This is a genomic window from Frankia sp. KB5, from assembly GCF_002099325.1.
GTDB lineage: Bacteria > Actinomycetota > Actinomycetes > Frankiales > Frankiaceae > Frankia > Frankia casuarinae.
In genome coordinates this window covers 1-18534 of the sequence record NZ_MRUJ01000204.1, presented here as the reverse complement: position 1 = coordinate 18534, position 18534 = coordinate 1, and the positions used below count along the sequence as shown (strand labels likewise).

Below are 18534 nucleotides of genomic sequence, written 5' to 3'. Positions count from 1 at the left end.
GATCGTTGCGCGGAAAGGCTCATTCAGGAGGCTACACGGCGGAACGCCACGCCGGCCGCCGAACCCGTCAGCCCCTTGGCCTCTGACACGGCCGACACCGACGCAGCGGAACAGGACCTGTAAGAGCGGGACCGGCTTCCGGATTCCAACCCCATGGCCCTTTCTCGTGCCYGGATTCTTGTACCTCTTCCCCAACCATTTGCATGACCCAACCCAAACGGAGGAACTATGCGACGTATTGATATACCTGCACCAAAAGTAGGAGAGGATACCGCCGAAGGGGGCTTAGAAGTACCCGGCGGTCAGGCGCGCGAGCTGACATGTGTCAGTCTCTTCGCTGGCGGCGGTGGTATGGCACTTGGTTTCGAGCGAGCCGGCCTTACTCATGTGCTGCTTAACGAGCTTGATCGGCATGCCGTTGCCACGCTGCGCAGCAACCGGCCCGAATGGTCGGTCAACAGTCTCGACATCCGCGACGTGTGTTTCCGGCACCTGCATGGCACGGTGGATGTTGTCGAGGGCGGGTTTCCCTGCCAGGCGTTCAGTATGTCCGGCAAGCGCCGAGGGTTCGCTGACCCGCGCGGCGGCATGTTCTTCGAGTTCGCCCGCGCGGTGCGCGAGATCCGACCGAAGGTAGCTGTCGCCGAGAATGTAAAGGGGCTCCGCAGCCATGACGGCGGCAGAACACTAGACGCCATGGTGGCCGCGCTGGAGGAAGCCGGCTACCGAGTGGCTTGGCGGATTCTCGGGGCGCACAACTTTGGCGTACCCCAGAAACGCGAGCGCCTGATTCTCATCGCCCTGCGCGGTGGCGCCGGAGGGCAAATCCTGTTCCCGGCCGAGCTCGACGGACCCGCGCCGACCGTGCGACAGGTAATCGGTGACGGTGTTACGGGGCCAGGAGCGCGCTACTCGGCACGCACGGCATGGATCATGAGCCATGTACCGGAAGGCGGCAACTGGCGCGACCTGCCCGAGCACGTCTTGAGGGAGTTCCTGCCCAATGGTCCGTACGGGGGCGGCAGCTGTAGCGGCGCGGCCAAGCGGTTGGCGTGGGACCAACCGAGCCCGACCCTGCTGTGCCAACCAACCGCCACGAAACTCACGGGGCGCTGCCATCCCGCCGAGACCCGGCCGCTCAACGTGCGGGAGTACGCCCGCATCCAGACCTTCCCGGACACCTGGCGGTTCGAGGGTCCCATGTCGGCCCAGTACCGGCAGATCGGCAATGCCGTGCCCGTGGCACTGGCCTACCACCTCGGCCGGGCCGCGGTGGCCATGGCTTCAGGCACTTCAACATCCACCGGTCTCAGCGAAGCCGCGCACGTTGTAAAGGCCCGGCGACCCATACGCCGACGGGCTGTTACGTCCCCACCAAGCCGCCCTCGCGGCCGGTCGACAGGCCCAACGCGCCCCGGTAGGCGACGGACGACATCACCAAAGGGAACCGCCCGATGAACGGCCTCATCGCCTACCTGCCGTACCTGGGCGGCGCCGTCCTCGGCCTTGCTCTCGTGGCTGGTATCCGCTGGTGGGATGCGTTGAGCTGGCGAGACTCCCTGATCGCCTTCCGGCTGCGCCTGCCGCGCGGCCTGGAGCCGGCGACGGTCGCCGACTGGCTGTCGACGGTGGCGGCCAGCACCCGTTCGCCCGTTCGGTCCCTCCTGCCCTTCCCGCCGGTGGTCGTCGAGGTTGTGGCGACCAAGCGCGGGATCAGCCACTACGTGATCGTGCCCCGGAAGTACCGGGGCACCTTCTTGGCCGGGCTGCGCGCGGCCCTGCCCGGCGCCCGTCTTGAGGAGGCACCGGACCACCTGCGCAACCGGCCGGCGTTCGGAACCGCCGCCGAGATCGGCCTGAGTAACGACGTCCAGCCTCTGGCCACCGAGCGGGCGGCGCTGACCAACGCCGCCGTCCTGGCTTCGCTGCAACCGTTGCACGGGGACGAGGCCATCTATCTTCAGTCGGTCATTGGCGGCGCGGAGGCACCTCGTGTGGCCGCGCCTTCGGTCCCGCCGTTCGCGCCGGCCTTCATGCGCTCGGCGGTGGAACGGACCAACGCCGAGAACGAGCGGGCGGCCCGAACCAAACAGGCACTGCCCCTGCTACGCGGCGTCTGCCGGATCGGAACTGTTGCCGTGCGGGCTGACCGGCGTGGTGCGATGCTCGGCCGGGTTCTGTCGGCTCTGCGGACGCTGGAGGCACCCGGCGTGTTGGTGCGCCGCTTGGGAACCCCATCGGTGACGGCGGGCCGGCGGCTCAACGACATCTCGCTGCCGCTGTTCGGCTGGCCGGTGGTCATGAACGCCGCCGAAGCCGTGGGTCTGCTCGGGCTCCCGGTCGGTGACCTGGCGCTGCCTGGGTTGGCCTTGGGTTCGGCGCGGCAGTTGCCGCCGGCGCCGGGCATGCCGCGCGGCGGCCGGGGCGCCTCGGTCGTGGCAACCAGCAACTACCCGGGTATGCAACGACCGCTTGCCTTGCTGACCGAGGACCGGTTGCGGCACGAGTGGGTGGTCGGGCCGACCGGCACCGGCAAGTCGACGTTGCTCGGCAACCAGATCTTGCAGGACATCGCCGCGCGGCGGGGTGTGGTGGTCGTGGACCCCAATGGTGATCTTGTAAGCGACGTCCTGGCCCGCGTACCGGAGGAGTACGCCGGGGACGTCGTCGTCCTCGACCTGGCCGCCACCGACCGGCCGGTGGGGATCAACCTGCTACGGCACCAAGGCGACGAACACAGCCGGGAGCTGGCGGTGGACAACATCGTCCACACTATGGCCAGCCTCTGGTCCGGCTCGTGGGGGCCGAGGACGAGCGATGTCCTGCGGGCCTGCCTGCTAACCCTCACCCACACCAGGGCGCCGGACAGTTCGGCGTTCACGCTGGCCGAGGTGCCGGAACTGCTGACGAACCCGGCGTTCCGGCGGTTCGTGCTGGCCCAGCCGTCCGTACCGGCTTCGGTGCGGTCGTTCTGGGGCGAGTACGAGCAGCGTTCCGACGCCGAACGGTTGCAGGTCATCGGGCCGTCGCTCAACAAGCTGCGTTCGTTCAGCACGCGCACGGCGCTGCGGTTGGCGCTCGGGCAGAGCGACGGCTTCGACCTCGGCGAGGTGTTCCGGGGCAAAGCGGTGCTGGTCAACCTGGCCAAGGGCGCGCTCGGCACCGACACGGCGCAGCTTGCCGGCGCCCTCATCGTGGCCGTGCTGTGGCAGAAGATCCTCGGCCGGGTGGCGGTGGCGGCCGAGCGGCGCCGCCCGGCCTTCGTCTACCTCGACGAGTTCCAGGACGTGATCAGGCTGCCCCTGGACATCGGCGACATGCTGGCCCAGGCCCGGAAGTTCAAGGTCGGCCTCATCCTGGCACACCAGTACCTCGGACAGCTGCCCGAAACGGTGAAGACCGCGGTGCTCGGCACGGCACGGACGCAGATCGCCTTCCAGTTGAACGCCTACGAGGACGCCCGGGTGCTGGCGCGACCGTTCGCGCCGCTGACCGCCGATGAGCTGCTGGGGCTGGACGCCTATGAGGTCGCCATGCGCCCGGCGGTCGGCGGCCAAACCCTCGGCGTGGTCACTGGCACGACCGCGCCGCTACCGGACGCGGTGCGCGACCCGGTGGCCTTGGCCACGGACAGCCGGACCCGGTACGGCGTGGCCCGTGCCGACGTCGAGGCGGCCCTAGCGGCGCGTATCACGGTTGCCGATCCGAGCGGGTCAGGCGGACGCATGGGCCGGCAACGGCGCGGAGGAACGCCGTGAACGCGCGGGTCGTGGTCGTCTTCGGGCACATCGACCGCGCTCCGGTCGCTGCTCCGTTCGGCGCTCCGGTCGCGTCGAGTGCCGCCGGGTTGTCTTCCCTGGCAGCGGGCCTGTGGCGGCCAACAACGCCGCCGAATGTTTCCCCTCATTCGGAGTGTTCACTATGACCCCGGCCGCCCACCCCTCAAAGCGTGTCCGCTCGGCCCATGTCGAATGGGTGCAGGAACGGATGGCCGAGCGGGACTGGCAGATCGTGGCGGACGTCGAGCGGCTGAGGCTGGCGACCGGTGCGCAGATCGAGCGGCTGCACTTCACCGCTGTTGCCCCGTCGGCACGGGGACGGGTGCGGCGCCTGGTGCTGGCCCGGCTCGTCAAGTGGCGAGTGCTGACGACCATGGAGCGGCGCATCGGTGGCGTGCGGGCTGGATCGCGCGGGCTGGTCTTCGCGCTCGACTCCGCCGGACAGCGGCTCATGCAGCTCGACACGGCCAGGCACGAGCAACCCGCGCGGGTCCGGCGGCCCGGCACCGTGACCGAGCGGTTCGTGGCACACACCCTCGCAGTCAGCGAGTTGTACGTGGCGTTGCGGGAAGTCGAGCGACGGACACCGGGCCTCATCGTGGAGGCGTTCAACACCGAACCAGCCTCCTGGTGGCCGGACGGGCTGGGCGGCTGGCTGAAGCCGGACGCCTACGCGGCCCTGGCGTCGGCCGAGTTCGTAGATCATTGCTGGGTCGAGGTCGACCGGGCCACGGAGAGCCTGCCGACGGTCGGCAGGAAGCTCCGGGCGTACCTGGACTTTCTCAACCGCGGGCAGCTTGGACCGGCGGACCTCATGCCCCGAGTACTGGTCACCGTGCCGGACGAAGCACGAGCCGAAGGTGTGCGACGGGAGATCCGGCGCCTGCCGGCGCCAGGTGACGAGCTGGTCAGCGTCGCATTGCACGGTCAGGCTGCCGAGGTTCTGGCAGCAGGCCTGCTCACGCCGGACGGGTCGCCATGAGTGCCGATCTGGAACCAGCGGCGGGCGGACCACGGCGCCGGGACTGGTGGGTAGCCGCTGGCATGGCGGTCACGGCCGTGTCCGCCGCCGTCAGCTCGTTCTCGGGGCTCCGAAGCCTGGCCGTGGCGACCGGGTGGCCGGCGTGGCTGGCGCCGCTGTTGCCGTTGACCATCGACGCCTACGCCGTGACCGCGACGCGGGTCTGGCTGGCGCGGTCCACACGATCCGCACGAGCCCGGCGGTTCGCCCGGTGGAACGCCCTGCTCGCCGTGGGCCTGTCGCTGGTCGGCAACGGCTTCTGGCACCTGGCCGAAGCTGGAATCGTCGCGCTGGGGTGGCCGGTCGTGCTGGCGGCCGGGTCGGTGCCGCCGGTTGTGCTCGGCCTGCTGTCGCACTTGGCCGTTCTGCGCGGCGAGGACGAGCCTGAGCCGGGGACGGCAGCCGTCCCCGGTCGCACCCCGAGCCAGGACACGGCAGGACCAGAGGCGGAAGACAGTTTGCTGTCGGCCGCAAGAGCGGCCGACGCCGAGTACCGCGCCACACACGACGGGCGACCGATTACCCGGGACGCACTGCGCAAAGCCCTACAGGTAAGTACGGCACGGGCTGGCGAGGTTATGCGGGAGCTGCGGAAAGCGCCAGAGGTCGTTAATAGGCAGGGCCTATAAGGGGCAGCGGGACCGATAGGGAATTGTTGTCAATTCCACGTATTCCGAAATCGGAATAATCCTGTTATGATGACCTTATAAGCGGAGGACCATTGTGGACGAACGAACAAAACAAACACCGAAAAGCCTTGGCCGGTTCATCAGGCAGATGAGACACGAACGCGGCCTCACTATCCGGCAGCTTTCTATCGCGAGCGGCGTACGCCAGACAGCGCTGGTGAGAATCGAGCAGGACGAAGTCCAACATCCACTGCCCGATAACCTTGCGGCACTCGCAAAAACTCTGGAGGTGAGAACCAGCGACCTTTTTCTACTGGCGGGCGTCCCACTCCCCGAAGACCTTCCGAGCCTCGATGTCATGCTGCGGGCCGAGTATGACCTGCCCGAGGCCGGTATCCGGGAAGCGGAAGCCAGTATCCAGGAAATCGTCGCCCGGTATCGGAAGACTGGCCCCGGCCACTCGGAAGATACAACAACAGGCCATCACACCTAGCAATATACTAACGGAAAGAATAAAAGCTATTCATGGACCCTGCCCAAGAATCCATTATTCCGCGGCTACGGCGGCTCATGCCGGTACGGCCACTTACCTACGGCGAGGCGTACAGCGTTGCCGAACTGCAAGCGACAACCTTGCTGCACCTTCTCGAAATAGACAAGGCACCGGCCGACGTGGGGCGGATCGCCACCCTGCCCGAACTTGAGGTGCGGGTAGAGCCGCGCTGGCGAATGCCAACCATGGCCGGGTTTTCGGAGTGGCGCGATGAGCGCTGGCTCGTGGTCGTCAACAAAAGCAACAACTCCGGCCGGCGGCGTTTCACCCTGGCCCACGAGTTCAAGCATGTCCTGGACCACACGGTCGCCAAGGTCATCTACGCCAGACTCGGCACGGGCGACGAGGGCCGCCGGAACAAGCAGGTGGAGCGGATCTGCGACCACTTCGCCGCCTGCTTCCTGATGCCACGGCCATGGGTGAAGCGGGCATGGGCCGGAGGCATGCAAGACATCGAGGCACTGGCGGAAATGTTCAAGGTGTCAGTGAGCGCCATGAGGACCCGGCTGTGCTACCTCGGTTTTTTGGATGACGAGGAGCGACCGGTGGCGAGTTACTTCAGAGCCGAAACAACGGAGCCGTGCCCAGCGGCATAAAAGCAAGAAGACGAAAGGAACAACGTAGATGAACAGTATCCGCTACTTCCGCAACGACATCCCGACAGCCGGACAGATCAAACGGGCTGTCGTCTATCTTCGCGTATCGACACCCGGCCAGGTCAAGACCGACTACGACCCGGAAGRCATTTCCCTGCCAGCCCAGCGGCGCAAGTGTGCCGAGCAGGCCCGAGAACTGGGAGTCGAAATCATCGACGAGTACCTGGAACCCGGCCGCTCGGCTACCGCCATTCACAAGCGGCCCGAGTTCAAGAAGATGATGGCACGTATCCGCGAGCGCCACGACATCGACTACGTCATCTTTTACTCGCTGTCGCGTATGCACCGGAACTGGGCCGAGAACGGCATCACGCTCGCCATGCTGYGCGAACTCAACGTCACTATGATCTCCGCAACCGAGAAGTTCGACGACACCCCGCTCGGCGAAGCCATGCACGGATTCCTCGCGGTGTTCAACGGCTTCCAGTCCCGCGCCAACGGCGAAGACATCCGCTACAAAATGGGCGAGAAGGCCCGCCACGGCGRCACCATCGGCCAAGCTCCCCTCGGCTACCTCAACGTCCGGGAGAAATTCGAGGGCCGCGAGATCCGCACGATTGCCGTCGACCCGGTACGGGCGCCGCTCATCCGACTGGCTTTCGAGCTGTACGCCACCGGCAAATACAACTTCCACTCGCTACGCAAAGCACTCACCGAGGCGGGGCTACGCACCCGGCCCACCCCAATGCGGCCCGAACGCCCGGTGTCGATCCACAAAATCGGCGACATGCTGCGCGACCGCTACTACCTCGGCTTTGTCAACTACCAGGGAACCGAAGTCACAGGCCGCCACCCGGCCATCATCGACCAAGACCTGTTCGACCGGGTACAGAAGGTCCTGATCGCCGACCGCGGCGCCGGCACCCGCCAGCGGACCTACAACCACTACCTCAAGGGCGTCGTCTGGTGCGGTCACTGCGAACGGCGCCTGATCATCTCCGGCGCGAAGAACCGTCACGGCATGCAGTACTTCTACTACATCTGCCGTGGACGGCAGGACGGCACCTGCGACCTCCCCTACTTCAAGGTCGAAGATGTCGAGGAGGCAGTACTGCGGCACTACTGCCACGTGCGGGTGCCAGACGACGTACAGCAGCACCTACACGCCACCATGCAAGACGCCGTCAGCAAYGGCGAGGACAATGCCCGGCAACTCCGGACGCAGCACACCAGGCGGCTGAAGGACCTTGACCGGCAAGAAGACCGTTACCTCGACCTCGTCGGCGATTCTGACTGGCCCAGAGAGAAGATCACCTCACGGCTGCGAGCCATCCGCGAGGAGCGGACCAAGCTCAAGCGGCAGCTTGACGACACCGAGGCCGAGCTTGAGGTCGGCTACCAGATCGTCACCGGAATGCTCGACCTCCTGGCCGACCCGCAGGAGCTGTACCGGACGTCAAACAAGCGCACCCGCAGCGTGCTTAACCGGGCGATCTTTACCAAACTGTTCCTCGACACGGACGGCAACGGCCCGCTGGTCATCGCCGACGAGCTGACCGAGCCGTTCGAGACGGTCGTGTACCTGCGGCGGGAGGCGGGTGCCGAGCTTGCAGCGCCGACAGGTTCCAGCGTCGCAGAGCCTTCCGCCGAGACCGATGAAACGCCTGCCGACGACGGACGCGAGACCACGGATCGGCTGCGCCGCCGCTTCGCGCTGGCGTCTGCACGCTACGAGCGCCGAGACGACAGTGGCGCCCTCCTTGCGGAGGACGCCACGATCTATGAAATTGTCACCGTTTCGGGCTTGCTCGACCACTCTCTGTGCAGAGCGGGTTCGAGTAAGACCGAAATGGTGGAGCTGAGGGGATTCGAACCCCTGACCCTCACACTGCCAGTGTGATGCGCTACCAGACTGCGCCACAGCCCCAACTGCTATTCATTTTATATCAGACCCGAGCAAATCCGGTCTTGTACCCCACCCGGGCACCAAACCTGTCCTGATGGACTACTTCGGCAAGTGTACAGGCTCCGTGTCGGCTGCTGTCGGCGCCCCCTGGCTCGGCAGGAGCGTCTCGGTTAGCCCCGATCCGGCGGTCCCGACCTTACCAGCCAGCGGCCCCGCGTTGTGCTCGACCAGGCGGAACCCACCCTCGACGAGCCGCAGGACGGACCACCGGCAGTTGGCGAGCGGTCCGAAGTGCCACCAGAACTCCGGTGGAAGGCCGAGCACATGACCGATCAGTGACCGGGCAGTACCGCCGTGCAGGACAAACACGACGAGACCGTCCCATTCGGCCGGAAACCCCTCGGCCCGGACCTCGTCGAAGACCGTGCCGGCCCGCTCCGCCACCTGCCGGTAGGTTTCGCCACCGCCACGGGGCACGTCATCCCCGCGCCGCCAGGCCCGATCCTCCGCGGGGAAGCGTTGGGCCGCCTCGGCAGCGGTCAGCCCGGACCACGCGCCGAGATCGATCTCGCGCAGCCGCGCGTCGGAGCGGAAGGGCACGCCGAGCGCCGCCGCGGTGTCCCGGCAACGTTGCAGGTCGGACGACACGACGAGTTCCGGGCGCATCGCCTGGATGACCGGGGCCACCGCGGCGACCTGGGCACGCCCGGTGGCGTCGAGGGGCGGATCCGCGTGCCCCTGGAAGCGGCCGACGTCGTTCCAGGTGGTCCTGCCGTGCCGCCAGAGCAGCAGCCTCACCGTGGGGTCGCCGTACCGGGCCCGGCCACCCCCGAGCCCGAGCCGCCGCTCGCCGCGGTGGACCCCGAGGAGACACCGGCCCCGACCGCGACCCCGACCGCCGCGTCGACGAACGGGATCACCGGGCAGTCCTTCCAGAGCCGTTCGAGGGCATAGTAGACCCGCTCCTCGTCCCGCTGCACGTGCACCACCACGTCGACGAAGTCGAGCAGGACCCAGCGGCCCTCCCGCTCTCCCTCCCGCCGGACGGGCTTGGCTCCCAGCCGGCGCAGGTGCTCCTCGATCTCGTCGACGATACCCTTGACCTGCCGCTCGTTGCCCGCGGATGCGAGCACGAAGCAGTCGGTGATGGCCAGCCGATCGCTCACGTCGAGGATGAGCAGGTCATGGCCGAGCTTGTCGGCGGCTGCCTGCGCGGCGGCGAGGGCGAGTTCGACGGCTCGCGGGGAAGCGGTCACGCTCGGGTTCTCCAGGGTGGTGACGGGCGGGAGGCATCCGTCTTCGGCTACCTCGCGCACCGTCCGGGGCCGGACGGCTGCATCCAGCGTGACACATCGACGCGCGGGCAGGGCACTCCTCGCGTCCATGACGGGCCGAAAAATCGAGATATCGCCTGGCCCGGTGGCCCGTCCGGACGGCTCGGCGGGTCAGGAAGCACCCTGGTAGAGACGCCGCTTGGCGATGTAGCGCACGACCCCGTCTGGGGTGAGGTACCAGATCGGCGCCCGGCGGCCAACCCGTTCCCGGATGTCGGACGAGGAGATCGCCAGCGCCGGGACCTCCAGCAGGCTGACGGCGCCGGTCGGGAGGCCGGCGTCCAGCGCGAGGTGGTAACCGGGCCGGTTCACGCCGACGAAGTGGGCCAGTTCGAACAGCTCGCGGTGGTCACGCCAGGTGAAGATCTGYGCGAGCGCGTCCGCCCCCGTGATGAAGAACAGCTCGTCGTCCGGTCGCGCCGCACGCAGGTCTCGCAGGGTGTCGATGGTGTAGGTGGCGCCACCCCGGTCGATCTCGATCCGGCTGACCGTGAACTGCGGGTTCCCCGCCGTCGCGAGGAAGGTCATCAGATAGCGGTCCTCGGCGGCGGAGACTTTGCGATGGATCTTCTGCCAGGGTTGCCCGCTCGGCACGAAGACCACCTCGTCCAGATCGAACAGGGCGGCCACCTCACTGGCTGCGACGAGGTGCCCGTTGTGGACGGGGTCGAAGGTCCCACCCATGACACCGAGGCGCACGACCGGACACTAACCCCGCATCACCGCACGTGCCCGTCTGGCGCAGCCCGGCGGGAGATGTGCCACAAAGCCTCACACCCACCGGCGCCTCACACCCACCGGCGCCTCACACCCACCGGCGCCTCACGCTCATCGGTCTCACGCCCACCGCCGTGCCCGCCGCAAGCGGGCCAGTCCCGGAACGGCCCACCCGGCTAGGCTGACCACAGGCCGCAGGCCGGCCCCGTCCCCCCGCGAGGAGGCCCCGCCCATGCCGACCAGTCCGCGTGCGGGGCAACCCGCCGCCCCCGAGGATCTCGTTGACGTTGACGGCCTGCTCGCCGCCTACCACGAGATCCATCCCGATCCCGCCGATCCGACCCAGCGGGTGTCGTTCGGCACGTCCGGTCATCGTGGCTCGGCGCTGCGCGGCTCCTTCAACGCCGACCACATCCTGGCCACCACCCAGGCGATCTGCGACTACCGGAAGGAGGCAGGCGTCGACGGACCGCTGTTCGTCGGGATCGACACGCACGCACTGTCGGCGCCCGCGCTCGCGAGCGCCCTGGAGGTCCTCGCCGCGAACGGCGTCACGGTATGCATCGCCCCGGACGGCGAGGCCACCCCGACCCCGGTGATCTCGCACGCGATCCTGCGCCACAACCGCGAGCGCACGCCAAGCAACAGGACGGGCAGGACGGACACCACCGGCGCCACCGGCGCGACCGGCCCGGCGCGCGGCCTCGCCGACGGCATCGTCGTCACGCCGTCGCACAATCCGCCCGCCGACGGCGGGTTCAAGTACAACCCGACGCACGGCGGTCCGGCGGACACCGGCGTCACCAAGGTCATCCAGGATCGCGCGAACGCCCTGCTCGACGGTGGCCTCGCGGGCGTGGCCCGGGTGCCGTACCCGCAGGCGCGCGCCGCCGCCGTGGTCCACGACTACGTCGGCGCCTATGTCGCGGACCTCGGCGACGTCATCGATCTCGACGCGATCCGCGGCGCCGGGGTGCGCATCGGCGTCGACCCGCTCGGTGGGGCGAGCCTCGTGTACTGGCAGGCCGTCGCCGAGCGGTACAAGCTGGACCTCGACGTGGTGAACACCACGATCGACCCGACCTTCGCCTTCATGACGACCGACTGGGACGGCAGGATCCGGATGGATCCGTCGTCGCCGTACGCGATGGCCTCCCTGGTGCGGCTGGCCGGCTCGTTCGACGTCGCCCTCGCCAACGACGCCGACGCCGACCGGCACGGCATCGTCACCGGCACGGCCGGGCTGTTAAACCCGAACCACTACCTCTCCGCGGCCATCGCCTACCTGTTCGGCCACCGCCCGGGCTGGCCGACCGGGACGGCGATCGGCAAGACGCTGGTCAGCTCCAGCATGATCAACAGGGTCGGAGTGGGCCTCGGCCGCGACGTGGTCGAGGTGCCGGTGGGCTTCAAGTGGTTCGTGGCCGGCCTGACCGACGGGAACCTGGGCTTCGGCGGCGAGGAGAGCGCGGGCGCGTCGTTCCTGCGCCGCGACGGCGCGGTGTGGACGACCGACAAGGACGGGATCATCGCCTGCCTGCTCGCCGCCGAGATGACGGCGGTCACCGGCCGGGACCCCGGGCAGTTGTACCGGGAGCTCACCAATGTCCACGGTGCCCCGGCCTACCGGCGGGTCGACGCGCCGGCCACCCCAGCGCAGAAGAAGATCCTGGCCGCGCTCACCCCGGAGAGCCTCAGCGCGACGACGCTCGCCGGTTCGCCGGTGACCGCCGCGCTGTCRCACGCGCCGGGCAACGGCGCGGCGATCGGCGGGGTGAAGGTCGTCACTGACGACGCCTGGTTCGCCGCCCGGCCCTCCGGCACCGAGGACGTCTACAAGGTCTACGCGGAGAGCTTCCGGGGCCCCGGACATCTCGACGAGGTCATCACGGAGGCACAGTCGATCGTTGACGCCGCCCTCGCCCGCGGCTGATCCTGCCGGACCCGTCAGGACGGAAGAAGCCGCCCGATGAACGCCTGGAGCTGCTCGATGTTGCGGCACTCCACCATCTCGTCAACGAGCTCGGCGTACACGTTTGTCGCCGAGTCGCCCGAGCCCCAGTAGCTGCGCGGCTCCGGGTTGAGCCAGTAGGAGTGCCGGGCCCGCGAGCACAGTCGCCTGAAGATGGTCGCCGAGGTCGGTCGGTAGTTGTTCCGGGCGTCGCCGAGGATCAGCAACGACGTCTTGGGACCGACCGCCTCGGGGTACTTCTCGGCGAAGACCTCGATGGCATGCCCGTAGTCGCTGTGCCCGTCGAACCAGACGAGGTCCGCCTCTCCGGAGATGCGGGCCATCATGTCGCCGAGGTCGAGGCCACGCAGGTACCTGGTGACCTCGTCGGTCGTGTCGATAAAGGCGAACGCCCGGACCTTGGCGAACTGCTCGCGCAGCGCATGGGTCAGCATCAGGGTGAAATGCGCGAACGAGGCCACCGAGCCGGAGACGTCGCACAGCACGACCAGCTCGGGTTTGTGCGGCTTGTGCGGGCGGTGCCTGGTCTCCACCGGTACGCCGCCGGTGGCCAGCGATGCCCGCACCGTGCGCCGGAAGTCCAGCCGGCCGATGCGGCCGAACCGGCGCCGCGCGGTCAGCCGGGTCGCCAGCCGCCGGGCGAGCGGGTAGACCTGCCTGCGCAGCTCCACCAGGTCCCGCTGGGAGGCTCGCAGGAACTCGACCTGGTCGCTGAGCGGCTTCACCGCGGTGCGCTCGACCGCATCGAGGCCGCGTTCCTCGGCCATCCGCCGCCGCACCTCGGTGGACACCATCTCCTCGAACTCGCGGATCCGGTCGGTGATGGTCTGCCGGGCGGCCCGTTCGGCGAGTCCGCCACGTTCGGAATCTGCCAGCATCGCCGCGAGCAGATCGACGATGAGGGTCTCCGCCGACATCATCCGCAGCACCCGGTAGATGAACCACGAGCGGGCGGAGCTGCCGCGCGCCGACCCGAACGCGCTCACCGCCTGCCGGGCGAGCGCGCGCAGCGCCTCGTCGTTGCCGTCGCGCAGCGCGTCGAGCAACTGGTCGCGCAGCGCCTGACGCAGCTCCTCCAGCTGCTCGGGCGACAGCTCGCCGGGGTCGACGCCGGCGTTCGCCRCCGCGCCGTTCGCCGCCCCGGCCGGGTCGCCGTCCAGGTCGTCCAGGTCGTCCAGGTCGTCCAGCGACACCCCGTCCCCGATCCGGGGCGGGAAGTACAGGTCGAACAGAGTGTCGAAAGCCGGCCGGTACAGTGGCCGCTTGCACAGGGTCGCCGCGAATGCCGCCCGGACGGCGTCCCGCTCGGCCCAGCCCAGCGCGCCGACGGCCCTGGCGGCATCCACGGTCTCAGCGCTGCTCACCGGGACACCGGCCCGGCGCAACGCCGCGGTGAAATCGACGGTGCGGTCCAGCAGATTCATGCCGGCGCCCCCTCGTGGACGTGCGGCCGTGGCGACGGCCGTCAGCTGGCAATCGGTTCGATGAATTCGATCAGTTCGATGGGTTCGGCTCGGGCTGTTCAGTTCGCGCCGAGCTTGAGGTGACTGATGGCTCGGGCCTGGTCGCTGGCGTGCTTGAGGACGACGCCGAGGGTCGAGGCGACGGCGGCCTCGTCGAACGTGTCGAATCCGAGCGCGAGCACGGTCTGACCCCAGTCGATGGTCTCGGCGATGGAGGGCGCCTTCTTCAGTTCCATCGCCCGCAACGCGCGGACGATCCGGACCAACGATTCGGCGTGCCTCTCCGGGAGATCGGGCACCCGGGAGAGCACGATCTCCTTCTCCCGCTCGGCCGAGGGATAGTCCAGGTTGAGGTAGAGGCAGCGCCGCTTGAGCGCCTCGGACAGCTCCCGCGTCGCGTTGGAGGTCAGGATGACGAAGGGACGGCGGGTGGCGCTGATGGTACCGAGCTCCGGAATCGTCACCTGGAAGTCGGACAGCACCTCCAGCAGCAGGCCTTCCACCTCGACGTCGGCCTTGTCGGTCTCGTCGACGAGCAGCACCGTCGGCTGCTGGCGGCGGATCGCCGTCAGCAGCGGCCGGGAGAGCAGGAACTCCTCGCTGAAGATGTCGTCGTGGGCCTGCTGCCAACCCTCGGCGCCGCCGTCTCCCGATCCGGCCTGAATGCGCAGCAGTTGCTTCTTGTAGTTCCATTCGTACAGTGCGCGAGCTTCATCAAGCCCTTCGTAGCACTGCAGCCGAATGAGCTCGGCGCCAACCGCGGTCGCCAGCGCCTTCGCGAGCTCGGTTTTACCGACACCCGCGGGCCCCTCCACAAGCAGCGGTTTACGCAGCCGATCCGCGAGGAAGACCGTGGTGGCAATCGCCTCGTCCGCGAGGTATCCGGTCACGCGAAGCCGTTCCCGCACATCAGCGACGTCGGCGAAAGCGTGTTCCTGCAGCGACATGGCCACCTTCCGTCCGTCCCCGTGTCAGRCATCGCCACGTCCATACTGCCAGGCTGGCGCCGCAGACGAGTGACTACGCCTTGCGCGCCACCGTCCGCCGGGTGGATATCCACGGGCTGCTCATCGACCTGTTCGCCGCCGGTTCACCCGAGGATTCTCCCGAGGTGTTCGCCCAGGTGTTCGCCGGTTCAGTCGATCCGCTCGTAGGCGGGAAGAGTAAGGAACTCGACGAAGGTCTCGCCGAGCGCCGTCTCCTCGAACACCGCCGCCGCGTCCTTCCAGCGACCGTTGTCGAAGGCGGCGGCGCCGATGGAGAGCCGGATCTGGTCCAGCACCTCCGCCAGAGCGGTCCGGACCAGATCGGCCGTGACCGGACGGCCGTCGTCGAGCACGACCCCGGCGGCTATCCACTGGAAAATCTGACTACGGGAGATCTCAGCGGTGGCGGCGTCCTCCATCAGGTTGTCGATGCCGACCGCCCCGATCCCGCGCAGCCAGCTCTCCAGGTAGCGCACCCCGACGCTGATGTTCCCGCGGACCCCGGCCGCGGTGACGGAACCCGGAGTGTCGCGCACCGCCAGCAGGTCGCCGGCGCCGACCTTGACGTCGTCACGCAACCGGGTGAGCTGGTTCGGCTCGTCGCCGAGCACCGCATCGAAGACCTCGGTGCACACCGGCACCAGGTCAGGGTGCGCCACCCAGCTCCCGTCGAACCCGTCCGCGGACTCCCGCTCCTTGTCGGCGCGCACCTTCGCCAGGGCCGCGGCGTTGATCTCGGGGTCGCGCCGCGACGGGATGAACGCCGCCATCCCGCCGATCGCGTGCGCGCCGCGGCGATGACAGGTGGAGACCAGCAGCTCGGTGTAGGCGCGCAGAAACGGCACCGTCATCGTCACGCCGTTGCGGTCGGGCAGCAGGAACTCAGTCGGCCGGGACGCGAACGTCTTGATGGTGGAGAACATGTAGTCCCAGCGGCCAGCGTTGAGTCCGGCGGAATGCTCCCGCAGCTCGTAGAGGATCTCCTCCATCTCGAAGGCGGCGGGCAGCGTCTCGATGAGAACGGTCGCCCGGATGGTGCCGACGGGCAGGCCGAGCTCGGCCTGCGCCGCGGTGAACACGTCGTTCCACAGCCGGGCCTCGAGATGACTCTCCAGCTTCGGCAGGTAGAAGTACGGCGCCACGCCCGTAGCCCGCAGGGCGTGCGCGTTGCGGACCAGGTACATTCCGGCGTCGAAGAGCGCGGCGACGATCGGCTCCCCGTCGACGGTGACGTGCCGCTCCGGCAGGTGCCAGCCGCGCGGGCGCACCACGAGCGTCGCCGTGGACTCGTCGAGCTCGTAACGACGGCCGTCGGGCGAGGTGAAGGCGAGCGTGCCGGCGACGGCCTCACTCAGGTTGTGCTGTCCGACGACCATGTTCGACCAGGTCGGCACGTTGGCGTCCTCGAGGTCCGCCATGAAGACCCGGGCACCGCTGTTGAGCGCGTTGATGAGCATCTTGGCGTCGGTCGGGCCGGTGATCTCGGCCCGACGGTCGACCAGCCCCGGCGCCGGCGACGCGACCCGCCAGTTCCCGGCCCGGATGTCGGCGGTCTGCGGCAGGAAATCCAGGGTGGCCCCGGCTGCGATCGCGGCGCGGCGGGCGGCCCGGGCGGCGAGCAGTTCGGCACGCCGGCCGGCGAACGTGCGGTGCAACCCGGCGACGAAGGCCAGCGCGTTGTCGGAGAGCACCGCGTCGACCTGCTCCGCGGTGAGCCCCGGCACGGTCCGCACCGCGGACACCCCGTGCACCGTCACCCCGTGCACCGTCACCCCGTCCAACGAGCCCATACCTATTCCCTTCCCGGTTCCGTTGCGTCCCGGACGGCCCGATCCGGCGCGCCCGGTGACCCGGGCCTCAGGTGACCCGGGCCTCAGGTGACCAGATGCCCGTCGCCGACGCCGACCCACGTCGTCGAGGTCAGCTCGGGCAGCCCCATCGGGCCGCGGGCGTGCAGCTTCTGGGTCGAGATGCCGATCTCGGCGCCCATCCCGAACCGCTCCCCGTCGGTGAAACGGGTCGAGGCGTTCACCATGACGGCCGCGCTGTCGCAGGTCGTGATGAACCGCCGCGACGCCGGCAGGGACCGCGTGACGATCGCCTCGGTGTGCCCGCTGCCCCAGCGCCGGATGTGCGCGACCGCGTCGTCGAGGGAGTCGACGACGGCGACGGCCATATCCAACGACAGGTACTCGGCCGCCCAGTCGTCGTCGGTGGCGGGCAGCACCCGAGGATCGACGGCGCACACCGTCTCGTCGCCGTGCACGGTGACCCCGGCATCGTGCAGAGCGGCCAGCACCCGGGGCAGGAACTCCCCGGCCACGCCGGCGTGCACGAGCAGGGTCTCCGCCGAGTTGCACACCGAGACCCGCTGGGTCTTCGCGTTGACGGTGATCGCGAGCGCCTGGTCGAGGTCGGCCTCGGCGTCCACATACACGTGGCAGTTGCCGACCCCGGTCTCGATGACGGGCACCGTCGACTCCTCGACGACCGCCCGGATCAGACCCGCGCCACCCCGCGGGATGAGCACGTCGACGAGCCCGCGCAGCCGCATCAGGTGCTTGACCGCATCGTGGTCCATCCCGGGGACGAGCTGCACCGCGTCCGCCGGCAGGCCGCTCGCGACGGCGGCGCCGCGCAGCACCGCCACCAGCGCGGTGTTGGAACGTACCGCGGAGGCGCTCCCGCGCAGCAACGCGGCGTTGCCGCTCTTGAGACACAGGCCCGCGGCGTCCACCGTGACGTTCGGCCGGGCCTCATAGATGATCCCGACGACACCGAGGGGGACCCGGATCTGGCGCAGCTCCATCCCGTTCGGCAACACCCGGCCGCGCACGACCTCGCCGACCGGGTCCTCCAACGCCGCGACCTGACGCAGGCCGTCGGCCATGCCGGCGAGCCGGGCCGGGGTGAGGGTGAGCCGATCGACCATCGCCCCGGCGGTGCCCGCCGCCCGCGCGGCGGCGAGGTCCTCGGCGTTCGCGGCGAGAATCTCAGCGGAACGGGCGATCAACGCGTCGGCCATGGCGAGCAGCGCGCGGTCCTTCTCGGCGCGGCTGCGCGGCGCCAGCAGGGCCGCCGCCGCCTTGGCACGGACGGCGCTGCCTCGGACATCCTCCGCAGAGGTGCTCATCTCGGGTCCTCCGTTAGGCGGGCGCCGCGGCGCTGCCCGCCGCTACGAGGCTACCGGTGGCTCGGCGGTCGTGCCGTTCATCGCTCCTCACCCGCATCCGTCACCTACACCCGCATCCGTCACCTGCTCATCCCTGCATCCGCGACCTACTCATCTCCTTATCCCGTTATCCAGCTCATCTCCTTATCCCGTTATCCAGATCCGCGATCCGCCAGGTCCGCGACAGGCAGGGACCCGGAACGGTGATAACCGGAACAGCCAGAAAGGCGCGCAGTTCGGACCCCCATGACGATCATCTCGACGGGATTGCCTACCGTGCTCGCATGCGTGCGCTGCACACGTCCGACTGGCATCTCGGGCGTGGCCTGTACGGTCACGACCTGATGCCGGCCCAGGCGGCCTTCGTCGATCATCTCGTCGACGTCGTCCGTTCCGAGGGCGTTGA

The 18534-nt window shown here is 68.8% G+C and carries 16 protein-coding genes, 1 tRNA gene and 1 pseudogene; 8 read left to right on the top strand and 10 right to left on the bottom strand.

Going from position 1 to position 18534, the window contains the following annotated elements; genetic code table 11:
• Nucleotides 1-228: 228 nt before the first annotated feature.
• From dcm to KBI5_RS18530, 6 genes are all read left to right on the top strand, one after another.
• Nucleotides 229-1458 carry a DNA (cytosine-5-)-methyltransferase gene (gene dcm / locus KBI5_RS18555; protein WP_085015969.1) on the top strand — a complete coding sequence of 410 codons (1230 nt, stop codon included), beginning with the start codon at nucleotides 229-231 and terminating at the stop codon, nucleotides 1456-1458.
• On the top strand, nucleotides 1455-3758 hold the full coding sequence (locus KBI5_RS18550; protein ID WP_085015968.1) for a type IV secretory system conjugative DNA transfer family protein: 2304 nt from the start codon (nucleotides 1455-1457) through the stop codon (nucleotides 3756-3758). Before dcm ends, KBI5_RS18550 begins: the two co-directional genes overlap by 4 nt.
• A 163-nt stretch (nucleotides 3759-3921) precedes the next feature.
• Nucleotides 3922-4761: a replication-relaxation family protein gene (locus KBI5_RS18545; RefSeq protein WP_085015967.1), complete on the top strand. Its 840-nt coding sequence runs from the start codon at nucleotides 3922-3924 to the stop codon at nucleotides 4759-4761.
• Nucleotides 4758-5429, top strand: a complete 672-nt coding sequence (locus KBI5_RS18540; protein WP_198537797.1) for a DUF2637 domain-containing protein — start codon at nucleotides 4758-4760, stop codon at nucleotides 5427-5429. The genes KBI5_RS18545 and KBI5_RS18540 overlap by 4 nt, the downstream gene beginning before the upstream one ends.
• Nucleotides 5430-5523: 94 nt before the next feature.
• Nucleotides 5524-5922 (top strand): helix-turn-helix transcriptional regulator, encoded by a 399-nt coding sequence (locus KBI5_RS18535; protein ID WP_133057080.1) that lies wholly within the window; start codon nucleotides 5524-5526, stop codon nucleotides 5920-5922.
• A gap of 32 nt (nucleotides 5923-5954) precedes the next feature.
• Nucleotides 5955-6578 (top strand): ImmA/IrrE family metallo-endopeptidase, encoded by a 624-nt coding sequence (locus KBI5_RS18530; RefSeq protein ID WP_085015964.1) that lies wholly within the window; start codon nucleotides 5955-5957, stop codon nucleotides 6576-6578.
• Here the strand turns inward: KBI5_RS18530 and KBI5_RS28040 are convergent.
• The 6 genes from KBI5_RS28040 to nadD all read right to left on the bottom strand — a co-directional run bounded on the left by KBI5_RS28040 (nucleotide 6541) and on the right by nadD (nucleotide 10502).
• Nucleotides 6541-7119: a hypothetical protein gene (locus KBI5_RS28040; RefSeq protein ID WP_241883013.1), complete on the bottom strand. Its 579-nt coding sequence runs from the start codon at nucleotides 7117-7119 to the stop codon at nucleotides 6541-6543. The genes KBI5_RS18530 and KBI5_RS28040 overlap by 38 nt on opposite strands.
• 183 nt (nucleotides 7120-7302) lie before the next feature.
• The gene (locus KBI5_RS28035; protein ID WP_241883012.1) at nucleotides 7303-7737 is read right to left on the bottom strand and encodes a hypothetical protein; all 435 of its coding nucleotides are present in this window, start codon (nucleotides 7735-7737) and stop codon (nucleotides 7303-7305) included.
• A gap of 691 nt (nucleotides 7738-8428) precedes the next feature.
• Nucleotides 8429-8505: transfer RNA gene (locus KBI5_RS18515), tRNA-Ala, on the bottom strand.
• Between the two features lie 78 nt (nucleotides 8506-8583).
• Nucleotides 8584-9282, bottom strand: a complete 699-nt coding sequence (locus KBI5_RS18510; protein ID WP_011435678.1) for a histidine phosphatase family protein — start codon at nucleotides 9280-9282, stop codon at nucleotides 8584-8586.
• Nucleotides 9279-9740 (bottom strand): ribosome silencing factor, encoded by a 462-nt coding sequence (rsfS, locus tag KBI5_RS18505; RefSeq protein WP_035730177.1) that lies wholly within the window; start codon nucleotides 9738-9740, stop codon nucleotides 9279-9281. Before rsfS ends, KBI5_RS18510 begins: the two co-directional genes overlap by 4 nt.
• Before the next feature lie 189 nt (nucleotides 9741-9929).
• Nucleotides 9930-10502: a nicotinate-nucleotide adenylyltransferase gene (gene nadD / locus KBI5_RS18500; protein ID WP_023840546.1), complete on the bottom strand. Its 573-nt coding sequence runs from the start codon at nucleotides 10500-10502 to the stop codon at nucleotides 9930-9932.
• A gap of 265 nt (nucleotides 10503-10767) precedes the next feature.
• Here nadD and pgm point away from each other — a divergent pair, with 265 nt between their 5' ends.
• Nucleotides 10768-12468, top strand: coding sequence for a phosphoglucomutase (alpha-D-glucose-1,6-bisphosphate-dependent) (pgm, locus tag KBI5_RS18495; RefSeq protein ID WP_011435675.1), 1701 nt, complete (start codon nucleotides 10768-10770; stop codon nucleotides 12466-12468).
• Between the two features lie 14 nt (nucleotides 12469-12482).
• Here the strand turns inward: pgm and KBI5_RS18490 are convergent, their stop codons facing one another.
• From KBI5_RS18490 to KBI5_RS18475, 4 genes are all read right to left on the bottom strand, one after another.
• The gene (locus KBI5_RS18490) at nucleotides 12483-13931 is read right to left on the bottom strand and encodes a VWA domain-containing protein (protein WP_085015963.1); all 1449 of its coding nucleotides are present in this window, start codon (nucleotides 13929-13931) and stop codon (nucleotides 12483-12485) included.
• 98 nt (nucleotides 13932-14029) lie between these two features.
• Entirely contained in the window at nucleotides 14030-14917 is an 888-nt protein-coding gene (locus KBI5_RS18485) for a MoxR family ATPase (protein WP_023840545.1), read from the bottom strand.
• Between the two features lie 188 nt (nucleotides 14918-15105).
• Nucleotides 15106-16746 carry a malate synthase A gene (gene aceB, locus KBI5_RS18480; protein WP_043590745.1) on the bottom strand — a complete coding sequence of 547 codons (1641 nt, stop codon included), beginning with the start codon at nucleotides 16744-16746 and terminating at the stop codon, nucleotides 15106-15108.
• An 83-nt stretch (nucleotides 16747-16829) separates the two neighbouring features.
• Complete coding sequence (locus tag KBI5_RS18475) at nucleotides 16830-18089, bottom strand: glutamate-5-semialdehyde dehydrogenase (RefSeq protein ID WP_011435671.1); 1260 nt, start codon at nucleotides 18087-18089, stop codon at nucleotides 16830-16832.
• Between the two features lie 305 nt (nucleotides 18090-18394).
• Here KBI5_RS18475 and KBI5_RS28810 point away from each other — a divergent pair.
• Nucleotides 18395-18534, top strand: a pseudogene (locus KBI5_RS28810) (exonuclease sbcCD subunit D); the annotation flags it as partial.